Here is a 21,243-nt window from a genome sequence, read left to right as displayed (position 1 = left end):
AAAAGACCGTGAAAACGGTGGTTTTTTGTAAATCGTCTTAACAATCTCTTAACCGAGAATTTACCTGAATTTGCTTGGAAATACTATAAAATGGACGAAGAAATCTAGTGAAAAGCAAGCCAGAATGAAGGAGTTTTGTCGATGCTTAATTTTGCGATTGTAGGATGCGGCCATATTGCGAAAAAACATGCAGAAGCCATTGAACGGGCAGAAGGAGCAGCACTTATCGCTGTCTGTGACACAATCCCGGAGAATATGGAATTCTACAGAAATACGTATAATGCCAGAATTTACACGGATTATACGGAAATGCTGGCCAACAAGGATATAGATGTCATCAACATCTGCACACCAAGCGGCTTTCACGCCTCATTGGCTGTACAGGGAGCAGAAGCGAAAAAACATATTGTCGTAGAAAAGCCGATTGCTCTTTTATTGAAGGATACAAACGCAATGATTGATGCGTGTGAACAGAATGGCGTAAAACTTGCAGTCGTTCATCCGAACCGGTTCCGTCCGGCGATGAAAAAGCTGAAGGAAGTAATTGAGAGCGGGAAGCTTGGCAAAATCAGCCACGTGAACGCTACGGTCCGGTGGAATAGAAACCAGGCTTACTATGATCAGGCTCCCTGGAGAGGAACAAAGGGGCTCGACGGCGGCGTACTGATGAACCAGGCGATCCATAACCTGGATTTAATGCTCTGGATGATGGGCGGTATTCATGAGGTATTCAGCATGAGCGCAACCCGCATTCGTGATATAGAAGCAGAAGATGTGTGCACCGGTCTCGTCAAGTTTACGAGCGGGGCGCTGGGTGTGATCGAAACAGCCACCACCATTTATCCAAAAAACTTTGAAGAATCCCTCGCCATCTTCGGCGAAAAAGGAAGCATCAAAATTGGCGGGCCAACCGCGGTCAACGTGGAACACTGGGTGGTCGAAGGAACAACTGAACTAGAAACAGAAGAACTTATGAAATCCATTAAGGCAGACCCATTTGGAAAGCCGGGCCATCAATGCATCATTGAGGATATGGTCGAAGCGGTTCATGAGAACCGGGAACCTATTGTAACGGGTGAGGACGGAAAGAAAGCACTGGAGCTGGTCCTCGCACTGTATGAATCTTCCGAAAACAATCAGCCGGTAAAAATGCAACCTCAGGAGGTTTTAAACTAATGGAAACCCTACAGCGAACACATCGGGATGTAACACAGCAATTGCTGAACAAGATTCAAACAAAAGAAGCAGTCATCGGAGTGGTTGGACTTGGATATGTGGGGCTTCCACTCGCTGTTGAAAAGGCAAAGGCAGGATATAAGGTCATTGGTTTTGATGTACAGGAGAGCCGCGTTGACATGGTGAATGACGGCATTAACTATATCGGAGACGTTGTGGACGAGGAGCTGGCAATGCTCACTTCCACAAAGCAGATCCGGGCGACCACTGACTATTCTCTGATCTCAGAAGTGGATGCAGTTGCTATCTGCGTACCAACACCGCTTGATATTTATCGCCAGCCTGACACATCCTATGTGGAAAGCTCAGGCAAAGAAATTGCGAGGTTTCTCCATGAAGGCATGCTCATTGTTCTTGAGAGCACAACCTATCCCGGTACAACAGAGGAACTGCTTCGCCCGATCCTTGAGTCTTCCGGATTCACGTGCGGAAAAGAATTTCATCTCGCTTATTCGCCGGAACGGGTGGATCCGGGCAATAAAGTGTTTAATACGAAGAATACACCAAAGGTTGTCGGCGGCGTAACACCTGCTTGTACAAAGGTTGCTTCCGCTCTTTACCGTGCAGTGCTGGAAGGTGAAGTTCATGAAGTAACCAGCCCTTCCGTAGCCGAAATGGAAAAAATCCTTGAGAATACCTTCCGAAACATCAATATCGGCTTGGCAAACGAGATGGCTATCCTGTGCGACAAAATGAACATCAACGTATGGGAAGTAATTGATGCAGCAAAAACAAAGCCATATGGTTTCATGGCCTTTTATCCGGGTCCAGGACTTGGCGGACACTGCATTCCGATCGACCCTTTCTATCTTACCTGGAAGGCGCGTGAGTACAACTATCATACCCGCCTTATCGAAACCGCAGGAGAAATCAACAACAGCATGGCTGACTTTGTACTCGAGCGCAGCATGAAGATTCTCAATCAGGAAAAGAAAGCCATGAATGGTGCCAATATTGTTATCCTGGGCGTTGCCTACAAAAAGGATATCGAGGATATGAGAGAATCACCGGTGATTCCAATTCTGGAAAAGCTCGATACAGCGGGTGCGCGATTTACAGTGGTTGATCCTCACGTCAAAACCTTCCGCTACATGGGGGGCATTGTGGAAACACACGAGCTGTCAAAAGAGGTGCTGGAGAATGCCGATCTTGTTCTGCTGACAACCGACCACAGCGCATTTGACTATGAATTGATCGCCCAACACAGCCCGGTCCTGTTCGATACAAGAAACGCAATGAAAGAGCACTCCTCCAAAGTAAAAACGTACCACCTGCTGTAATAGGCTTTGGGAAAAATTGCGTGAAGAACCATCATTGCAAGTTGATTGGAGTGGAAGGTGCGAGCCTCCTCGAAAATGAATATCACATTTTCTTCGTGCGATGTATCGCTGACGAAGTGTTCCTTATCCTGCGGGATATGCGTGACAGGTGAGACCGAGGAGACGCTTGCGCCCGATGGGCTCAGCGCACGCCCCGCGAAAGGAGGCGCTCGCGCCGGTAAAAGCGGGCGTCCTGGAACGGAAATGAACCACTTCTAAACGCAACAAGGTTACGCAAACAGTCACAAAAGAAAAAACCAGGCCTATCCGGTCTGGTTTTCCATACCAATGGTAAACTCACAAACTGAAGGTAGTGAACCACCGTGAAAATCTGTCATTTAACTTCCGTCCATCCCGCAGATGACATCCGTATTTTTGTAAAAGAATGCCGGTCACTTGCGCTTGCGGGACACGATGTATATTTAGTAGCTCCCAATACCGAAAATAAGATCATAGATAACGTAAAAGTAGTTGGCATAACGCCAGCCACAAGCAATCGTTACAAGCGTATGGTGGATGCAGCCAAATCTGTTTACAGGGCGGCCATTGAGATTGATGCGGAGGTGTATCACTTTCATGATCCCGAGCTCATGGTCATTGGCCTTCTTCTGAAAAGAAAAGGCAAAAAGGTAATCTATGATGTTCATGAAGATGTACCGGAACAAGTATTGTCCAAGCAGTGGATTCCAAAGCCGCTCCGAAAAAATATCTCGGTATCGGTCAGAAGGATGGAAAAATTCGCTGCAGCCAAGTTTGATGCCGTCGTAACGGCAACACCTACCATTACCAAACGCTTTAAAACCTATAATGCGAATACGGTGACGGTTCACAACTTTCCGATCTTGCAAGAACTGATAGAAAACTCGCCTCAGTCGGAACGTAACAAAAGAAAAGACAACAGCTTTCTGTATATTGGCGGGATTACGGAGCTTCGGGGCATTAAGGAAATGGTGCTTGCGATTGAATTCCTCAATGGCCGGGGAGATGCGGGCGAATTGGTCCTTGCCGGAAAGTTTGCTCCTCCAGCTCTTGAACAGGAAGTGAAGAAGAAAGATGGATGGCAGCACGTTGACCATAAAGGCTGGCTTGGGAGAAGCGAAGTAAAAGACGTGCTTTCCCAGTCCACCGCAGGCCTTGTTTTGATACGGCCTGAACCGCGCTATATGGTATCGTATCCGATTAAATTGTTCGAATACATGGCTGCCGGTATTCCATCCATTGCTTCCAACTTTCCGTTATGGGAGGATTTCGTGATCGGCAACCAATGCGGATTATGTGTGGACCCGCTGGACGAAGAGGCAATCGCCAATGCGATGAAATGGCTGATTGAGCATCCGGAGGAAGCCAGGCAGATGGGCGAGAACGGAAGAAAAGCCGTCATCGAGAAATACAACTGGGAAAAGGAAAGCCAGGAACTGGTTGCTTTATATGAACGGCTGGCCGGAGCCGGCAACAGGTCTTTAATATGGAGTGAGTCAGATGAAGGTATGGATTTTAAATCACGTAGCATTAAAACCGTCGGAAACAGGAATAACCAGACACTATGACATTGCTCATGAACTGGTAAAAAAAGACCATAAAATCAGGATTTTCGCAAGCAGCTTTCTGGCTTACCGGTTTGTCTGGAGAAACAAGCACAAAAAAAATTACAAAGAAAATGTGAATGGCGTCATTTTTGAGTGGCTGTGGACTCTTCCCTACCACGGGAACGGAGTCCTGCGGATTTTGAACATGATCTCGTTTTTCTTCATGGCCCTGTGGCGAGGGATGATGAAGAAAGAACGCCCGGACGCCATCGTCGGTTCTTCGGTGCACTTGTTCGCCTGCCTGGCTGCCTATTATTTAAGCCGGTGGAAAAAGGCTTCCTACATTGTCGAAATCAGGGACCTATGGCCAAGGACCCTGATTGAACTTGGGTCAATGTCAAAATACCACCCAGCCGTTCTCATGTTCGGAGCGATTGAAAAGTTCGTATATAAACGGGCAGATCAAATCATCGTCACACTGCCGGGAGCTGCAGAATATATCAAGGAAATGGGTGTGGACGAGAGCATCATCCATGTGATTCCAAACGGCATTAATATGGACCGTATGCAAGAAAAGGAAGGCAAGAGCTCTCTTCGGAATGAAATTGAGAGCATTAAAGAAAAGCACGGCCAGGTCGCCATGTATGTCGGTTCTCATGGGGTGGCAAATTCTCTGGAAACTGTCGTCAAGAGCGCGAAGTTTATTTCGACAGACCAGGCCGCTTTCGTTTTTGTTGGAGACGGACCGGAAAAAGACAAGTTAAAGAAGCTGGCCAGTGATTATGAGCATGTCTACTTTTTTGATGGCATTACTAAAAAGGAAGTCATGCCAACGCTTGATCTCGCAGATGTTCTTATGGTTTCCATGTTGGACACCACACTCTATAAATATGGTATTTCACTTAATAAGCTGAATGACTATCTTTTGGTTGGAAAGCCGATTCTTTTTGCCGGCAATGTATCCAATGATATTGTAGCCGAAGCAAAAGCGGGGGTAACTGTACCTCCCGAAAAGCCGGGAGCATTTGCTGATGGGCTGGTTGAACTGCTTAACCTGAGCGGGGAAGAAAAAGCGGAGATCGCCCGCAGCAGCTATCGGTATGTGAACGATAAACATAACATTACAAAGCTGGCAGACCGTTTCCTGGATATCTGCGCCTACCGCGAGCGTGAAGAGGAAGCTCCGTCATACCAGCTTTCGAGAAACTAAGCCAATACTACAGAGAAAGAGGGATCATGAATGAAAGTGCCAATGCTTGATCTATCAGAACAGTATCAGTCATTGAAAGAGGAGATTTTTGCAAGCCTGGAGGAAATCATGTCAGGATCTCGTTTCATCCTTGGGGATAACGTGAAAAAACTGGAGCAGGATGTGGCGGATTACAGCTCTGCGAAATACGGAGTCGGGGTAGCGAATGGAAGCGATGCCCTTCATATCTCCCTGCTGGGATGCGGAGTGAAAGCCGGGGATGAAGTCATCGTACCTGCTTTTACCTTTTTTGCCACTGCAGGAGCAGTAGCAAGAGCTGGCGCAGTACCTGTATTTGTGGACATTGATCCAAAAACCTACAATATTGATCCGGCGAAAATTGAAGCAGCAGTTACTGAAAAAACGAAGGCCATCATTCCTGTACACCTGTACGGACAGATGGCGGACATGGAACCAATTGCTGAAATCGCCAAAAAGCACAGCCTGGCGATCATTGAAGATGCAGCACAAGCCATCGGTTCCAAGTACAAAGGAAAAAATGTCGGGGAGCTTGGCACGACGGCAACTTACAGCTTTTTCCCAACAAAGAATCTGGGAGGCTATGGGGACGGAGGCATGATCATTACCAATGATGACGACATTGCTGAAACCATGCGTGTAATCCGTGTCCACGGCAGCAAACCGAAATACTATCATCATATTTTAGGCTACAACAGTCGTTTGGATGAACTTCAAGCTGGCATTTTGAATGTAAAGTTTCCTCATTTAAATACATGGAGCGAAGCACGCCGCGAAAAGGCGGCAGTGTATACAGAATTGTTGAACGAAAAGCTTGGGGATCTCGTAGTAACGCCTTTTGTGGAAGAACACAATTACCATGTTTTCCATCAATATACGATTCAGGTGCCTGACCGCAGCGGTTTGCAGGAATTTTTGAAAGAGAAGGGCATCGGTTCGATGATTTATTATCCAAAGCCACTTCACCTTCAGCCAGTATTCAGTGAGCTTGGTTACAAGGAAGGCGATCTGCCTGAAACCGAAAAAGCGGCCGAAGCCGTATTGTCTCTTCCCATGTTTCCGGAATTGAAAAGAGAGCAGCAGGAGTATGTGATCGACCAGATCGCAGCTTACTTCAGCAATCATCCAGCCAAGGTAAAGAAAGAAACATCTTTTGCATAATAAGGACAAGGGGAAAAAGAGGTGAATCCAGTGACAGTCAGCCAGGGAAGAAACGTTGTAATTGGAGAACATGTACAGCTCGGGGAGAATGTGATGATCGGGCATAACGTCGTCATCTATAACGGAGTTACGATCGGCGATAACTGCATCATCCAGGATAATGCCGTGATCGGCAAACAGCCGGCACGTGCAAAGAATTCGGCTTTGCCGGAGTTAAAAACCTTGCCGCCTGCAAAAATCGGTTCAGGTGTAACGATTGGAACCAATTCTATTATTTATGCCAGTGCCGAATTAGGGGATGATGTTTTTGTTGCGGATCTGGCAACCGTGCGCGAGCGGGTAACGGTGGGTGAAAAAACGATTATCGGCCGTGGAGCTGCCATAGAAAATGACTGTGTGATCGGTGTGAAATGCAAGATTGAAACCAATGCCTACATTACGGCTTATTCGGAATTGGAAGATCTGGTATTTATCGCACCAGCAGTCGTTACGACAAATGATAACTATATGGCCCGTTCGAAGGAACGATTTAAGCATTTTAAAGGGGTTACCGTGAAAAAAGGAGGAAGAATAGGGGCCAACTCAACCATTCTTCCTGGCAAGGTAATCGGGCAGGAAGCAGCAGTTGCTGCGGGGAGCCTCGTGACCAAGGATGTAGAGAGCGAGAACCTTGTAGCCGGACAGCCGGCCAGAATGTTCCGGTTGGTACCTGAAGATCAACTGCTCAAAAATCAGGAAGTGTAACCTTCTGCAGTGTTTTCCTCAATCACAGCCAGGAACGCACAACTTTGGAGGAAGGCGAGGGGAGGGGAATAAAATGCCGGATTTGCGTAATATTCTTGAATCAAAGATAACTCAAGTCATTCTTGCGCTTCTGTTTGCCGTGTTTGCAGGCAACTGGCTGCTGGGCAAAGTACCTGTCCAATCGCCGGTTCTGCTTTCAGGCGCGTTTGTGGGCTACATCATACTCATTGCCGTATTTCTTGCAGCCAAACCGGTCATCCAGGAGATTCCTTTTACGACGCTGCTGCTTTATCTTCTGGTTTTTACTTCCTTTCTGGGAGCCGGAATTCTCAGCATCCCGGCCGGACCGGTCACCATGTTTCCGTACAGGATGCTGTATATGGTCATGGTGCCTGTCTTCCTTTACCTCGCTTTTTTTCAAAAGGAAGGACTGCAATGGGACAAGGTGAAAATCAAGCTGGCCCTGTATTTTCACCTGTTTTGGGTGCTGTATGCTCTGTTTTCTTTAAGTTGGACACGCTCTTTTTCCATGGGGGCAGTTGATCTGATCTTTCTCGTAATTGGTGTTTCCCTCATCTTTTTTATGGTATTTTTCATGAAAAAAGAAGAGGAATATATACATGTGTACTGGATTTGGCTCGTAATGTTTGCAGTACTGACGGCAGTCGGGCTCTGGAACCATGTCACGCACAATCATCTTGCCATCTCAAGAATCAATCTGGTGGCAGAGTATCAAAAAGGAATCCCGACCTCCGTGTTTGTGAACGAAAATGATTTTGCCAGTTTTCTCTCTGTCAGCTTTTTTCTGGTCCTGGCCTTTGTGCACCGCACAAAATCATGGCTGTTGAAAGCAGCAGGTGGAGCGGTAATGCTTGTTTCTCTTTATGTACTTGTTTACACGTCATCCCGGGCAAATTTTATTGCCATCCCACTGGGGCTGTTCTTCTGGTTTGTTTTTTTAACGAACAGGAACGTCAAAAAAGTCCTGATGCTGCTTGGGGCAGCGGGGGGAGCTGCTTTGGCCGTGGTATACCCGTCCAAGCTTATGGCGGCTGTTTCAAAAGTAGAAGGCATGCTGGTGTCGCTCTTGACCACTAATGCTCCCGAATCGGAGATCACCTCTGTGGACATCCGGTCCAATCTGATCAAAAACGGATGGTTATTTTTTGAGAGAAGCTTTGGATTTGGAATTGGTTCAGGAAATGCCAAATACTATCTGATGCATTTTGCCGAATACCCGACAAAGGGAATCATAAATGTTCATAACTGGTGGATGGAAATTCTGGTCAATTATGGCGCCTTTATTTTTATCGGGTATGTGCTTTTGTATTTATGGGTCATCCTGCAGCTTTTTCACATATTCAGACAATCTCATACCCGCTATGAAAAAATGATCAGTGAAGGGCTTCTTGGCGGCATGATCGCTTTTTCGCTTTCCTGCATCAGCCCAAGCTCACAAATATCATTAAACTATCTTTGGCTTCTCTTCGCATTCTCCTTGAGTTTCATTAATTATTGGAGAGTGAAACAAAACGAGGGGTCATATCGACCAATGAAGTAAGGGAGTAAGTGTATGGACAAGGAAATGAAAGAAATTACAGAAAGCATCTGGCACCGATTTAAAAAGTTCTTTATTTTATTGTTGCTGATACCGATATTAACCACTGTGATCGCTTATTTTTTAGCGTCCAGAGAACCCGGCACTTCCCAGGCCGATGCAAAAGTAAAACTGGGATCTGCTGAAAATGCAACGCTGAATACTCCTGACAGTGCGAAAGAGTATCTATTGAGTGATGAGTTCCTCCGTTCGGTCAAAGGTTTAAGCAAGGATGAGGAAAAGGAGCTTAAAGAAAAGCTTCAGGTGGTGCCTGAAACCGACACCATCATCACCCTGAGCTTGAGCGACCAGAACAAAAATAAAGCAAAAAACCAGTTGAAGTCTGTTGTAAAGGCCTTTTTGAATGAGAGCAGAAATCAGTCTGAAAAATGGAGAACAACCCTTGATGATCAAATTAAAAGGGTAGAGGGAACCCAGGTTTCAGGTGAAGGCACGATTAAAAAAGAAGAGTACCTGTTTGATCTCAAAACAAGAATGCTTAAAATAAAAGATCCGAAACTGCTTGAAAAAGTTGAAACAACAGACACGAATGCCAATCCGAAACGAAAAGCTATACTAGGTCTACTGGTGGGATTAATTCTCAGTGCTTCATTGCTCCTGCTTCCAGAAATTTTTAAAAAGTAGCGTCATCTCTCTCAATTGGTGGTATAAAGAAGAGATGGCCAAACGAAAAAGGCAGGGATGAAGCCGGAATCAAAATCGTAAGCATAGTTTTACTTTTGTTTATGGCCGTTTCGAGATATAATTTCTGAAGAGATGAATGCGAATTTTCATGGGGCGTTGTTGGGCAACATAAGCAGGGTGGAACTTGCTTAAAATCCATTGAAGAGTTAAAAAAGAGGGATAACATGAATGTTCAATTGATCATTGCTGCGTTGGTGTCTTTCGCAGTGGTCGCGATTGCCATGCCTTTCATTATTAAACTGGCGATCCGGCTGGGTGTGACGGACAAACCAAATCAACGAAAAGTTCACGATAAACTAATGCCCCGCTGGGGAGGAGTTGGGATCTTCCTCGGAGTGGTTGTCGGATATTTTGTCTCGGGCCTGTATGAAATGCAGCTAACCGGGATCATTGTTGGCGCTGTTCTTATTGTCATGATTGGCATGATTGACGATAAATTTGAGTTAAGCGCGAGAGTGAAGCTGGTCGGCCAGATTTTTGCCGCCCTTATCGTTGCCTCTACCGGGTTAACGATTGAATTGATAACCATACCTTTTGTTGGTACATTTCATTTAGGTCCATGGGCATACATTACGACGATTTTCTGGATCATCGCCATCACCAATGCAATCAATCTGATCGATGGGCTGGATGGCCTTGCAGGAGGCGTGTCCATCATTGTAATGATTACCATTGCGATCATGGCGGGATTAAACGGAAACATGATGATTCTTACATTGGCATTGATCATCGCTGCTTCAACGGCAGGTTTCCTGATGTACAACTTCAGTCCGGCTAAAATATTCATGGGGGATGCGGGTTCCTTGTTTCTCGGCTACTCCATTTCCATTCTATCTTTGCTGGGATTGTACAAAAGCGTAACGCTTTTCAGTTTTGTCGTACCCATTATCATACTTGGCGTTCCGGTGTTTGATACATCCTTTGCCATTATACGAAGAATGGCAAACAAAACGCCGATTTCCGCTCCGGATAAAGGCCATCTGCATCACCGTCTGATCAACCTCGGATGGTCGCACCGAAAAACCGTACTGGTTATCTATGCACTCAGCATTATTTTCAGCGTTGCCGCCGTGGTTTTTGAATCCAGTACATTATGGGGCTCTGTGGTGATTGTTATCGGTTTGTTGCTCATGCTTGAAGTAATTGCTGAAATCATCGGCCTCGTGCATCATAAATACCGCCCGGTGCTCTACCTTTACAAAAAGTTTATCGGGACCGTGCAGGTAAACAGCCCGGATAAAGACTAACAGCAAAATTAACCGATGATAGTGTCAGGCCCTCACCAGAGCCTGGCACTTTTTTATTTGCCTTAAAATAATGAAGAAAATCCTAAAATAATACAGATATTTGGTCCGTTTTCGGAAGAATTTATTCTTATACTATATGTAAACGCTTTCATATTTTGAAGGATTTTTATTTCAGGAGGTGAGTTATCCCGTTTTAATAAAGTGTCACTATTAAAAAGGAGGACCACGCATGATTAAGATGAAAAGTAAAGCGGTTGCGCATGTGCTTCTTTCCTCTGCTATTGCGGTTGGCATGTTGAATGCACCAGGGCTTTCACGGGTACACGCTGAACCGGAGAAAAAGGCAGTGAAAGATTTTTTCACCTCATTTGAAAATGATCAACAAAAACCAACATGGGAAAATACGGTGGAGACCGATTCAAACGGCCACAAAATGTCATCGGGGATTGACGGAAATATTCAGTATGACGGCATTCAAGGGGACATTACGAACAAAGTAGAGGCGGTACGGGTCAGTGCGGAAAACCCACCGAACGAAATCGGAGAAAAACTGATTGACAGGGATGTCAATACAAAATGGCTGGCTTTTGAACCGACAGGCTGGCTTCAGTTCAAGCTGTCCGAGCCGGAGAAGGTGATAAAATATGCTGTTACATCGGCCAACGATTATGATGGCCGTGATCCGAAAGCATGGGAGTTTCAGGGGTCCAATGACGGCAAGGACTGGACCGTGCTGGACACAAGAAGTGATGAGGATTTCCCCAAGCGCTTTGAACGCAAGCTTTACTCGTTCGACAATGACACACCTTATTTGTATTACAGGCTTAACATCACAAAAAATTCGGGAGACGGTCTGACACAGGTGGCTGAAGTTGCCCTCTCCAACGGAATTGACGTTCCTAAGCCGCCGGCAGCTGATATGAAGTCTGAGGTAAGCAGCGGGCCACTGACGTCCTATACGGCGAAAACAAAAGCAGGCTGGACCGGGACAAAGGCCTTTACCTATTCCGGCACACATCTTGAAAAGGGCCGTGCGTACTCCTACAACAAAGTTTTTGACGTAAATATCAAAGTCAATTCAAAAACGCAACTCTCTTATTTCATTCATCCCGAATTTACGGACAGTGACCAGAACGATTACTCCAGTTCCTTCGCATCGGTGGATCTCGCATTCTCCGATGGCACCTACCTCCATGATCTGGGTGCGGTAGATCAACACGGCATTCCGGTAACTCCTGAAGAGCAAGGAAAATCAAAAACCCTTTATGTAAATCAGTGGAACTATAAGTATTCCAACATTGGCGCCGTTTCTGCAGGCAAAACAATTAAACGCATTTTGATTGCCTACGATAACCCTAAAGGGGAGGGGGTATTCAGAGGAACGGTTGATGATATTAAGATCTCGGGAAAACCTGTGCAAAAGAGCTACAATCATCTGACCGATTATGTTAATATTTTGCGCGGAACACAGTCTAACAGTACTTTTTCAAGAGGCAATAACTTTCCGGCCATTGCCGTTCCGCATGGCTTTAATTTCTGGACACCGGCTACAGACGCTGGCTCCACGAGCTGGCTATACAGCTTCAACCAAAGCAATAACGGTAACAACCAGCCTGAAATCCAGGCTTTCTCCTTAAGCCATGAGCCAAGTCCGTGGATGGGAGACCGGCAGACGTTTCAGGTTATGCCGTCTGCATCAGAAGCTGAAAAGCCGGATGCGGACAGAAAGGCACGAGCATTGCCGTTCAAGCATGAAAATGAAACCGCAAAGCCCCATTATTACAGCGTAAAGTTTGATAATGAGATGAAGGCGGAAATTGTGCCGACTGACCATGCTGCCATGCAGCGTTATACGTTTACAGGGGACACTTCCAGTCTCATATTTGACAATGTAAACAACAACGGGGGAATCTCAATCAACAAGGAAAAAGGAGAAGTAACCGGATATTCGGATGTGAAAAGCGGACTGTCCACGGGTGCTTCCCGCATGTACATCTATGCCACGTTTGACCAGCCGATTGCGGACAGCGGCAAGCTGACAGGGGAAGGAAGGGATAACGTAACCGCTTATGTCAGGTTCGATACAAAATCCCAGAAAGCAGTTACCATGAAAATTGCGACTTCCCTGATTTCCGTAGCCCAGGCTAAGAAAAACCTGGAACAGGAGATTCAGCCGGACGATACTTTCCAATCCATTAAAGAAAAAGCGCAGCAAAAGTGGGAAACGTTGTTGAGCAAAATTAAGGTAGAGGGTGCCAGTGAAGACGAGCTTGTAACGTTATATTCCAACATGTACCGGCTGTTCTTGTATCCGAACTCCAGCTTTGAAAATACTGGAACAAAGGATAACCCGCACTATCAATATGCAAGTCCGTTTTCACCGACTGCCGGCAGCAGTACGCCTGAGGCAACCGGAGCAAAGATTGTGGACGGAAAAACATACGTGAACAATGGCTTTTGGGATACGTACCGTACGGCGTGGCCCGCCTATTCACTCTTCACCCCCAAAATGGCAGGGGAAATGATCGACGGATTTGTACAGCAATACCGTGACGGCGGATGGGTATCCAGATGGTCCTCCCCGGGCTATGCAAACTTGATGGTCGGCACCAGCTCGGATGTGGCATTTGCTGATGCCTATTTAAAAGGTGTTCACAACTTTGATGTGAAGAGCTTCTATCAATCCGCCATAAAAAACGCTTCTGTTTTCAGCCCGAATGCAGGAACCGGAAGAAAGGGAATCTCACAGTCCATTTTTGATGGTTATACCAATACATCAACCGGTGAGGGATTATCCTGGTCGATGGACGGCTATATCAACGATTATGGCATCGCAAATCTGGCCAAGGCACTCGGCAAGGAAGCAGGCAAGAATGATTCGGATCGTGCCAAATATAAAGCCGATGCAAAATATTACATGAACCGGGCACAGAACTATGTTCATCTATTCAATCCTGACACAGGATTTTTTATGGGAAAAAAGGCAAATGGAGAGTGGCGCACGTCTGCACAAGACTTTGATGCCCGTGAATGGGGCGGAGATTATACAGAAACGAATGCGTGGAACATGGCCTTCCATGCTCCGCAGGACGGACAGGGACTGGCCAATCTGTATGGCGGCAAAAAAGGGCTCGCCGACAAGCTGGACGAGTTCTTCAGCACCCCGGAAACTGCGCTGCATGCAGGAGCCTATGGCGGCGTCATTCATGAAATGAGAGAGGCGCGTGATGTCCGAATGGGCATGTACGGCCACAGCAACCAGCCAGCACATCACATTGCTTATATGTACAATTATGCAGGACAGCCTTGGAAAACGCAGGAGAAGGTACGAGAGGTACTTGAGCGGCTGTACATCGGAAGTGAAATCGGACAAGGATATGCCGGAGACGAAGACAATGGTGAAATGTCGGCCTGGCAAATCTTCTGTGCACTCGGTTTTTATCCGTTAAAGATGGGCAGCCCGGAATACGCGATTGGCGCCCCGCTTTACAAAAAGGCAACCGTTCATCTGGAAAACGGCAAGAAAATAGTCATCAACGCGCCAAAGAACAGCAAGAAAAATAAATATGTACAGGGACTAAAAATTAACGGGAAAAGCTACAGCAAAACCTACCTGCTCCATTCCGACCTTGCAGCTGGCGCGCGTTTGGACTTTGATATGGGGCCAAAGCCTTCCTCATGGGGAAGCGGCAAAAAGGATGCTCCAGCTTCCATCACACCGTCTTCCACTGATGGATCAAGTCTCTCGCCGCATCCAATGAGTGACTTGACAGACCATAGCGCCGGGAAAGCGAGCGATGGGGAGGCTGGTACACTGGAAGCTCTGTTCGATAATACTTCATCAACGAGAACAACGCTGAATGGTGAAAAGCCAATCGTTCAATACACGTTTAATGAAGGCAAAAGGGTACAAATGTACACCTTGACGTCAGGAGCGGATGGAAGTGAGGCTGACCCGGTAAACTGGGTGGTCAAAGGTTCAACTGACGGTGAACACTGGACAATACTGGATCAGAGGACAGATGAGAAGTTTTCATGGCGGCTTCAGACTCAAGCTTATTCGATTAAACACCCTGGGAAGTACAACTATTACAGGCTGGAATTCCCGGGAAGCGCAAGCACTAAATTAGCAGAGGTTGAACTGCTGGGCAGAGACCTTGCAGGTGATATTGATCAACTGGAGTCCTCTTTACGAACGTTTGCACAGGCCGGGGAACTAAAGAATCCTTTGAAAAATGACCTGATTGAGAATGTAAAGGTGGCTAAAGTTTTTGTAGAGAAAGGACAGTATATGAATGCTGCAGCTTATATGAAAAAAGGAATCACACAAATCAATGCAGCAGTGGGGAAAGAGATTACCAGAAAGGCCAAAACATCATTGGCAGCCGATGCACACGCTCTGCTGAATTCTTTGAAATAGAAAAAGACAACACCCGCCGATCCGGCGGGTGTTGTTTTATCTTATTGATTGGATTCTTGTCCGAGTTCACTGCTGTCACCATTGCTGTTCGATGAAGCAGCTCCTTTTCCTTTGTAATCCAGGATTTCCTTGATGCGTTCGCTGGCTTTCTGGACAGTGGCCGGATCTGGTTCAAAGAAATACTGACCATTGATGTATTCATCCTGTCCGCCAATTTTGATTTGTTCCAGTTTTTTATTCTGGATGCTGCTGTAGAAGTTCCTCATACCGAACAATTCTTTAAGCGAAATATTCGTTTGAACATTACTTCCTACGGATTGCAGCAAATTATCCGCACGTGAGATGGATTTGATCGAGAGGGCCTTATGGGCAACAGCCTCCATTGCTTGCCGCTGTCGGTCCTGACGTCCAAAGTCACCGCGTTTATCTTGTTTACGCATTTGAACATATGTTAATGCTTCATCACCATTCAGATGCATTTTTCCTTTGTGGAAATATAGCTTTTTGCCTTTCAGGTTTTTCTGATCGAAGTCAAACGGCACATTGACGTCTATGCCGCCAACAGAGTCCACCACTTCTTTGAATCCCTGGAAGTTGGTACGAACATAATAGTCAATCGGCACATTGAGGAAATTTTCAACGGCATCAATGGTTGCCTGTTCCTTATGGCCTTTCTTGCCGTACGCATACGCGTGTGTAATTTTGCTTTTGCGGCCGATTACTGGCAGATACGTGCGGGAATCCCGCGGGATACTTGTGATGGCGACTTCCTTCGTATCCGGGTTAACGGTGAGCACCATCAATGCATCGGTGTGCCCCGGTGAGCCCTTGTAACTTTCTACGCCCATTAAGAGGATGTTAACAGGGTCTTTCCCCATCGCGACTTTATCCATGCGAAGATCGGATTTATTGCCATTAGCCAGGCCTTGGTAGCTTTCATCAGCTGTTGTTTTCACTTTATATGCTAAATAACCGGCATATGCTACGCCGCCAAGCATTAAGAATACCAAAAGAACGAGCATCAGGCGGAGTAAACGGCGGAATGGACGGCGCTTCCGTTTCCTGACTTTCCTTCTGACAAGCCGTGTCGGCTGCCTTTCTTCATTATAATAACTCATGTTTTATTCCTCACTTTAACGGGAAAATTCCCTGATTAGTCTGTCAACAATTTTGCCCTACAGTCCATAGTCTTCGACATAATCTGAGTTAATTGGGGATAGTATTACAGAATTTTTTCTTCCAGGTATTCCAGAGAGCCGTCTTCTATTGTAGCATTTGCATTTGTGAGGTTTATTACGTATTCTTTAAAAATTTGTATATTTTCAGCCGCCACATACGTAACGATTTCAACTTGTTCCAGATAGTTGATTTCTTTAATCAGATAGGGGGATGACCTCAATTCATTTTCTACTTTTCCGAGGAGAGTGTAATCAATTTTCGTATGAACCATCTGCATCAGTTTGCGTTCAACGACCCCGATGGCGTTCAGTCCTTCACTCACACTTTTTCCGTATGCACGAATGAGCCCGCCTGCTCCCAGTTTAATTCCGCCAAAATAGCGGGTAACCACAACAACGACATCTTTTAATCGGCGTTTTTTGAGCACTTCGAGCATCGGTACACCAGCTGTGCCGCTCGGCTCGCCATCATCATTTGCCTTCTGGATTTGGTCGTGCTCCCCGATCAGATAGGCTGAACAGTTATGATTGGCGCTGTGATGCCTTTTTTTTATGAATTGAATAAACTCGTTGGCTTCTTCTTCTGTGGTTGCACGGGAGATATGGGCAATAAATCGGGAACGTTCGATCACAATTTCGTGTTCTCCGGTTTCTTTGACGGTAAGATAGTTGGATAACATAATTAGGGTGCTCCTTATTTATGAAATTAATAATCAGCCACTTAGGCAAGTAATGAAAATTTAACGTGGAAATTCTCCTGAAAAGCTACAAATACAAGGAATTTAGTGCTATCCTTCATTATAAGGCGGGATAGTCTTTCCTACAAATTTCTTTGAGTAATAGACATAAAATTCCTTTTTGTACCGAAGATTATATGGAATAAATGTTTTTATTTGGATTTGTAGTAAGAAAGTCCTAGATGCAAATTAGGTAAGATGGTTCTCGAACTAAAGTCTGTTCTTCTTTATCGTTTTAATTGGAGGATATTTACAAGATGGCAGCTAAAACACAAATTGACCCAAAGCTTTTAGATGGCATTCTTACGGAAACCATCAATACCGTTAAAGTAAGCCAGACCCAAGTTTTTGATATCAGCGAAGAATCCAGACAAGAATTTTTACGGCTGGCCAGAGAACTGGATGATGTAAAAGAAAAAGCGCTTGAGGCTATCGATCGGTCGGATTTGCTCGAAGAGAAATCAAAAATTGCCAGATCAAAACTTGCGCAAGTCAGCAAGCATTTTGAAAAGTACAGCGAGGGCGACATCCGTGAGGCCTATGAAAGTGCAAACGCCATTCAGATAGAAATGTCGATCGCCCGCCAGACTGAGAAACAATTACGTGAAAAAAGAGATGATCTAGAACGGCGCTTAAACGGACTGAAGGAAACCGTGTCGAAGGCGGAATCGCTTGTCGGCCAAATTTCGGTTGTCCTGAATTACTTAAGCGGGGATCTTTTGAAAATTAATGAGCTTGTGGAAGACGCCAAGCAGAAACAGGAGTTCGGCCTGCAGATCATTGAAGCCCAAGAGGAAGAACGCCGCCGTGTATCTCGTGAAATTCATGACGGCCCTGCCCAACTGATGGCCAATGTGCTGATCCGTTCTGAACTCGTTGAAAAGGTGTTCAAGGAAAAAGGTACACAAGCAGCAGTCAATGAAATCAGAGACTTACGCGAGATGGTCCGTGCCTCACTAAGGGAGGTTAGGAGAATCATTTACGATCTCCGTCCCATGGCGCTTGATGACTTAGGACTCATCCCAACCTTAAAAAAATACCTGCGCAATGTCCAGGAAAGTACGGGTATTGAAATCGAGCTTGTGCCAATGGGGAATGAACGAAGATTTCATACGAAGATGGAAATAGCTTTATTTCGGTTAATTCAGGAAGCTGTCCAGAATTCATGCAAGCATGCTGATCCGAAAAACATTTCGGTAAAAATAGAATTCACAGACCGCAAAGTATCTTTATTTATAAAAGATGACGGAAAAGGTTTTGATGCCCAAGGGCAGCAAAAAACCAATTCGTTTGGATTAATTGGCATGAGAGAACGCGTGGAACTCCTGGAGGGAACGCTCAGGATTCAATCACGCTTAAATTATGGAACCGGGGTTTATATTCAAATACCTATACGAGATCGGGAGGGTTCAGAATGAGAAGTCTAGATGTTTATGAGTCCAGTGCAGAGGCACCGGAAAAAACAAGAATTGCTATTATTGATGATCATCGTTTGTTCAGAGAAGGTGTGAAACGCATCCTAGATATGGAAGACGAATTTTCTGTTGTCGCAGAAGGTGATGATGGTTCCGAAGCAGAGGATATCGTAAGTGAACATCATCCGGATGTCGTGCTGATGGATATTAACATGCCGAATATTAATGGTGTGGAAGCCACACGCCGTCTGGTTGAAAAAGCTCCCGAGACAAAAGTTATCATCCTTTCCATTCATGACGATGAGACCTATGTGTCGCATGCGGTTCAAACCGGTGCATCTGGTTATCTGCTAAAGGAAATGGATGCAGATTCTCTTATCGAAGCGGTTAAGGTTGTGGCTGAAGGGGGAGCGTACCTTCATCCGAAGATTACCTATAACCTGCTTAATGAGTTCCGCCGGCTGTCAACAACGACAAAGACCAATAATTCAAACCCTAACACAATTGGGCTTCAGGAAGTGGAATACAGAAAGCCGTTGCATATCCTGACCCGCCGCGAATGTGAGGTTTTGCAGTTACTGGCTGACGGAAAGAGCAACCGCGGCATTGGGGAAGATCTGTTTATTTCCGAAAAAACAGTGAAGAACCATGTGAGCAATATTCTTCAAAAGATGAATGTAAATGACCGTACCCAAGCTGTTGTTGAAGCAATCAAAAATGGCTGGGTGAAAGTAAAATAAACGGAACATGTGATGAAAGCCGGGACTTAAGTGGACCTGGCTTTTTTGTTTCAGCTGATTAATGGCGTGTCATCCTCTTTTATCTTCTCTTCCAGTGCGGGCAAGGAGATTTCTGCGGTTGTCCCTTCTCCCGGCGTGCTTTTAAATCGCAGACTCCCATGATGGTTCTTAATGATCTTTTGGCTGACCATCAGTCCAAGACCTTTTCCGTTTTCTTTGGTGGTATAGAACGGACGGCCCAGCTGCTGAAGCTCAGCTGAAGACATGCCCACGCCTTCGTCCTTTATATAGAGGAGTAAATTTCTATGGTCTCCCGTTGTAGCCGTTAGGGTCACATTCCCTCCTTCAGGCATCGATTCAATCGCATTTATTAGCAGATTGACAAGCATTTTCCTGATTTGATTTTCCTCGCCATTGATCCTTCCGCTTTCAATCAGAAATTTACTGTGGATCATGATATTGTTGAGGTTTGCCCGACTATTTAAGTGCTTTGTCACCTGCTTGATGAGGGGAACCACATCGATGGCCTTTGTAATGGTCATGTGCGGCTTGGCCAGTACTATAAATTCATTGGTAATGAGATTAATGGACTCAATCTCGTCCAGCATAATGGTCAAATAGGTCTTCATTTCAGGAGAAGAAGGCGCGTTCATCATCGTTTGTGTAAACCCTTTCAGCGTTGTCAATGGGTTGCGGATCTCATGCGCGACCCCTGCAGCCATTTCCCCGACAACAGCTAATTTTTCTGACTCGCGAATTTTTTGTACGACGGTCAAGTCCTTCAATGTTCCGACAATTCCCCGGATTTCGTTGTCCACGCAATAGGGAATGTTGGTCATCTCTACGTCAAATACACTTCCATCTTTTTTCAAAATACGGGTTTCAGCCTGCAGGGATTCTCCGCCAAGTGTACGCTGAAACAGTGATTCCAGCTGATCAGGATCCGCATGAGCCAGGAGAAACGTATATGGTCGTCCTATCAATTCCTCAGATGCATAGCCTGTAAGTTTTTCTAACGAATGGTTCACTACAGTTAATTTCCTGTCTTTGTTAATAATATAAACGCCGTCAGGATTTAGTTCAATTAAGGAGTGGTTTTGCTGGTTACTTTCTTTCAGCAAGGCAGATTTAAGCTTAAGCTGCTGGTCGCTCCATTTTCCCACCATATAAAGCAGGGAAATAAAGAGGGTGGCTACTGCCACAATCGCGGTGGCGATTATCGCGAGACTCCCCATGGATGGATCTTGGCTCATAAAAAATAGATGCTGGGATTTCATCATCATGGCTTTTACAGCTATATAATGCAAACCTGCGATTGCAGCGGCCATCAGTAGACTGCTTATAAAATGGGACAAGAAGGAAGGACGGTCCGATTTAAAATAGCGGTATAGTGCCAGTCCTGAAAAGAGATAGGCGAATGAGGCCGCAAGTGAATAAACAACTGGATCGTAGTGAATGGCAGAAGCGGGAAAAATGGCCATCATACCAAAATAATGGAGTCCGATGATGCTTGTCCCCATGATCATGGCTGAGACCAGCAGGTTCCTCTTCGCAAAATAAAAGGCCACATTTGCACCCCCGATCGACAGCAGCATACACAGTAAAAGATCGGGCAGGTAATGATGTGAGGTAAGTGACAAAAAGACGGACATCATCGCGACGAAATGCATACCCCATAATCCGATTCCCAAGGTGATTGACGCGCTGAACAACCAAAGCTGGCGGGATGATTTCGTTTTACGATTACTTCTTCGGGCAAAATCAAGAGCCACAAAAGAATAGATGATGGCTACGACAACAGACAAGGCTGCGATGTAAAGATTATGCTCCATGGTAAGAAAGTCCCTCCTCCTATGAATATATTTTACTAATTTCTTACAGGTCGTCAATTTCCTTCTGTATGTGACAAATTGCCACCTTTTTTGCTGAATCTTTTAACATTGAGCTGAATCAAATGCTTCAGCCGTTTCTTACACCGCGGTTGGGGGTA

At 45.6% G+C, this 21,243-nt stretch carries 15 protein-coding genes; 12 read left to right on the top strand and 3 right to left on the bottom strand.

Annotation, left to right across the window (positions count from 1 at the left end):
- Window positions 1-141 precede the first annotated feature (141 nt).
- The 10 genes from BLT53_RS14565 to BLT53_RS14520 all read left to right on the top strand — a co-directional run bounded on the left by BLT53_RS14565 (window position 142) and on the right by BLT53_RS14520 (window position 15,183).
- The gene (locus BLT53_RS14565) at window positions 142-1,176 is read left to right on the top strand and encodes a Gfo/Idh/MocA family protein (RefSeq protein WP_090235813.1); all 1,035 of its coding nucleotides are present in this window, start codon (window positions 142-144) and stop codon (window positions 1,174-1,176) included.
- A complete protein-coding gene (locus tag BLT53_RS14560) occupies window positions 1,176-2,516 on the top strand; it encodes a nucleotide sugar dehydrogenase (protein WP_090235811.1) in 1,341 nt (446 codons plus the stop codon). The genes BLT53_RS14565 and BLT53_RS14560 overlap by 1 nt, the downstream gene beginning before the upstream one ends.
- 362 nt (window positions 2,517-2,878) lie before the next feature.
- On the top strand, window positions 2,879-4,102 hold the full coding sequence (locus BLT53_RS14555) for a glycosyltransferase family 4 protein (RefSeq protein ID WP_090235809.1): 1,224 nt from the start codon (window positions 2,879-2,881) through the stop codon (window positions 4,100-4,102).
- The gene (locus BLT53_RS14550; RefSeq protein ID WP_090235808.1) at window positions 4,035-5,291 is read left to right on the top strand and encodes a glycosyltransferase family 4 protein; all 1,257 of its coding nucleotides are present in this window, start codon (window positions 4,035-4,037) and stop codon (window positions 5,289-5,291) included. Before BLT53_RS14555 ends, BLT53_RS14550 begins: the two co-directional genes overlap by 68 nt.
- Before the next feature lie 30 nt (window positions 5,292-5,321).
- Window positions 5,322-6,470 (top strand): DegT/DnrJ/EryC1/StrS family aminotransferase, encoded by a 1,149-nt coding sequence (locus tag BLT53_RS14545; RefSeq protein ID WP_090235806.1) that lies wholly within the window; start codon window positions 5,322-5,324, stop codon window positions 6,468-6,470.
- 21 nt (window positions 6,471-6,491) lie between these two features.
- Entirely contained in the window at window positions 6,492-7,214 is a 723-nt protein-coding gene (locus tag BLT53_RS14540; RefSeq protein WP_244520419.1) for an acyltransferase, read from the top strand.
- Between the two features lie 73 nt (window positions 7,215-7,287).
- Window positions 7,288-8,775: an O-antigen ligase family protein gene (locus tag BLT53_RS14535; RefSeq protein ID WP_090235805.1), complete on the top strand. Its 1,488-nt coding sequence runs from the start codon at window positions 7,288-7,290 to the stop codon at window positions 8,773-8,775.
- A gap of 12 nt (window positions 8,776-8,787) precedes the next feature.
- The gene (locus BLT53_RS14530; RefSeq protein WP_090235802.1) at window positions 8,788-9,456 is read left to right on the top strand and encodes a hypothetical protein; all 669 of its coding nucleotides are present in this window, start codon (window positions 8,788-8,790) and stop codon (window positions 9,454-9,456) included.
- A 224-nt stretch (window positions 9,457-9,680) separates the two neighbouring features.
- The gene (locus BLT53_RS14525) at window positions 9,681-10,763 is read left to right on the top strand and encodes a glycosyltransferase family 4 protein (protein WP_090235801.1); all 1,083 of its coding nucleotides are present in this window, start codon (window positions 9,681-9,683) and stop codon (window positions 10,761-10,763) included.
- Between the two features lie 229 nt (window positions 10,764-10,992).
- On the top strand, window positions 10,993-15,183 hold the full coding sequence (locus tag BLT53_RS14520) for a GH92 family glycosyl hydrolase (RefSeq protein WP_244520418.1): 4,191 nt from the start codon (window positions 10,993-10,995) through the stop codon (window positions 15,181-15,183).
- Window positions 15,184-15,224: 41 nt separating this feature from the next.
- On the opposite strand, the gene BLT53_RS14515 is transcribed toward BLT53_RS14520, so the two are convergent.
- Both BLT53_RS14515 and BLT53_RS14510 read right to left on the bottom strand, forming a co-directional pair.
- Window positions 15,225-16,301 (bottom strand): LCP family protein, encoded by a 1,077-nt coding sequence (locus tag BLT53_RS14515; RefSeq protein WP_090235799.1) that lies wholly within the window; start codon window positions 16,299-16,301, stop codon window positions 15,225-15,227.
- Between the two features lie 104 nt (window positions 16,302-16,405).
- Entirely contained in the window at window positions 16,406-17,041 is a 636-nt protein-coding gene (locus BLT53_RS14510) for a YigZ family protein (protein WP_090235798.1), read from the bottom strand.
- A 314-nt stretch (window positions 17,042-17,355) separates the two neighbouring features.
- On the opposite strand from BLT53_RS14510, the gene BLT53_RS14505 reads away from it, so the two are divergent.
- Window positions 17,356-18,516 carry a sensor histidine kinase gene (locus tag BLT53_RS14505; RefSeq protein WP_090235797.1) on the top strand — a complete coding sequence of 387 codons (1,161 nt, stop codon included), beginning with the start codon at window positions 17,356-17,358 and terminating at the stop codon, window positions 18,514-18,516.
- A complete protein-coding gene (locus BLT53_RS14500) occupies window positions 18,513-19,253 on the top strand; it encodes a response regulator (protein WP_090235796.1) in 741 nt (246 codons plus the stop codon). Before BLT53_RS14505 ends, BLT53_RS14500 begins: the two co-directional genes overlap by 4 nt.
- A gap of 50 nt (window positions 19,254-19,303) precedes the next feature.
- On the opposite strand, the gene BLT53_RS14495 is transcribed toward BLT53_RS14500, so the two are convergent.
- Window positions 19,304-21,085 carry an ATP-binding protein gene (locus tag BLT53_RS14495; protein ID WP_090235795.1) on the bottom strand — a complete coding sequence of 594 codons (1,782 nt, stop codon included), beginning with the start codon at window positions 21,083-21,085 and terminating at the stop codon, window positions 19,304-19,306.
- Between the last annotated feature and the right edge of the window lie 158 nt (window positions 21,086-21,243).

Source organism: Fictibacillus solisalsi (genome assembly GCF_900103485.1).
GTDB lineage: Bacteria > Bacillota > Bacilli > Bacillales > Fictibacillaceae > Fictibacillus_C > Fictibacillus_C solisalsi.
This window is presented reverse-complemented; position numbering and strand designations above follow the sequence as displayed.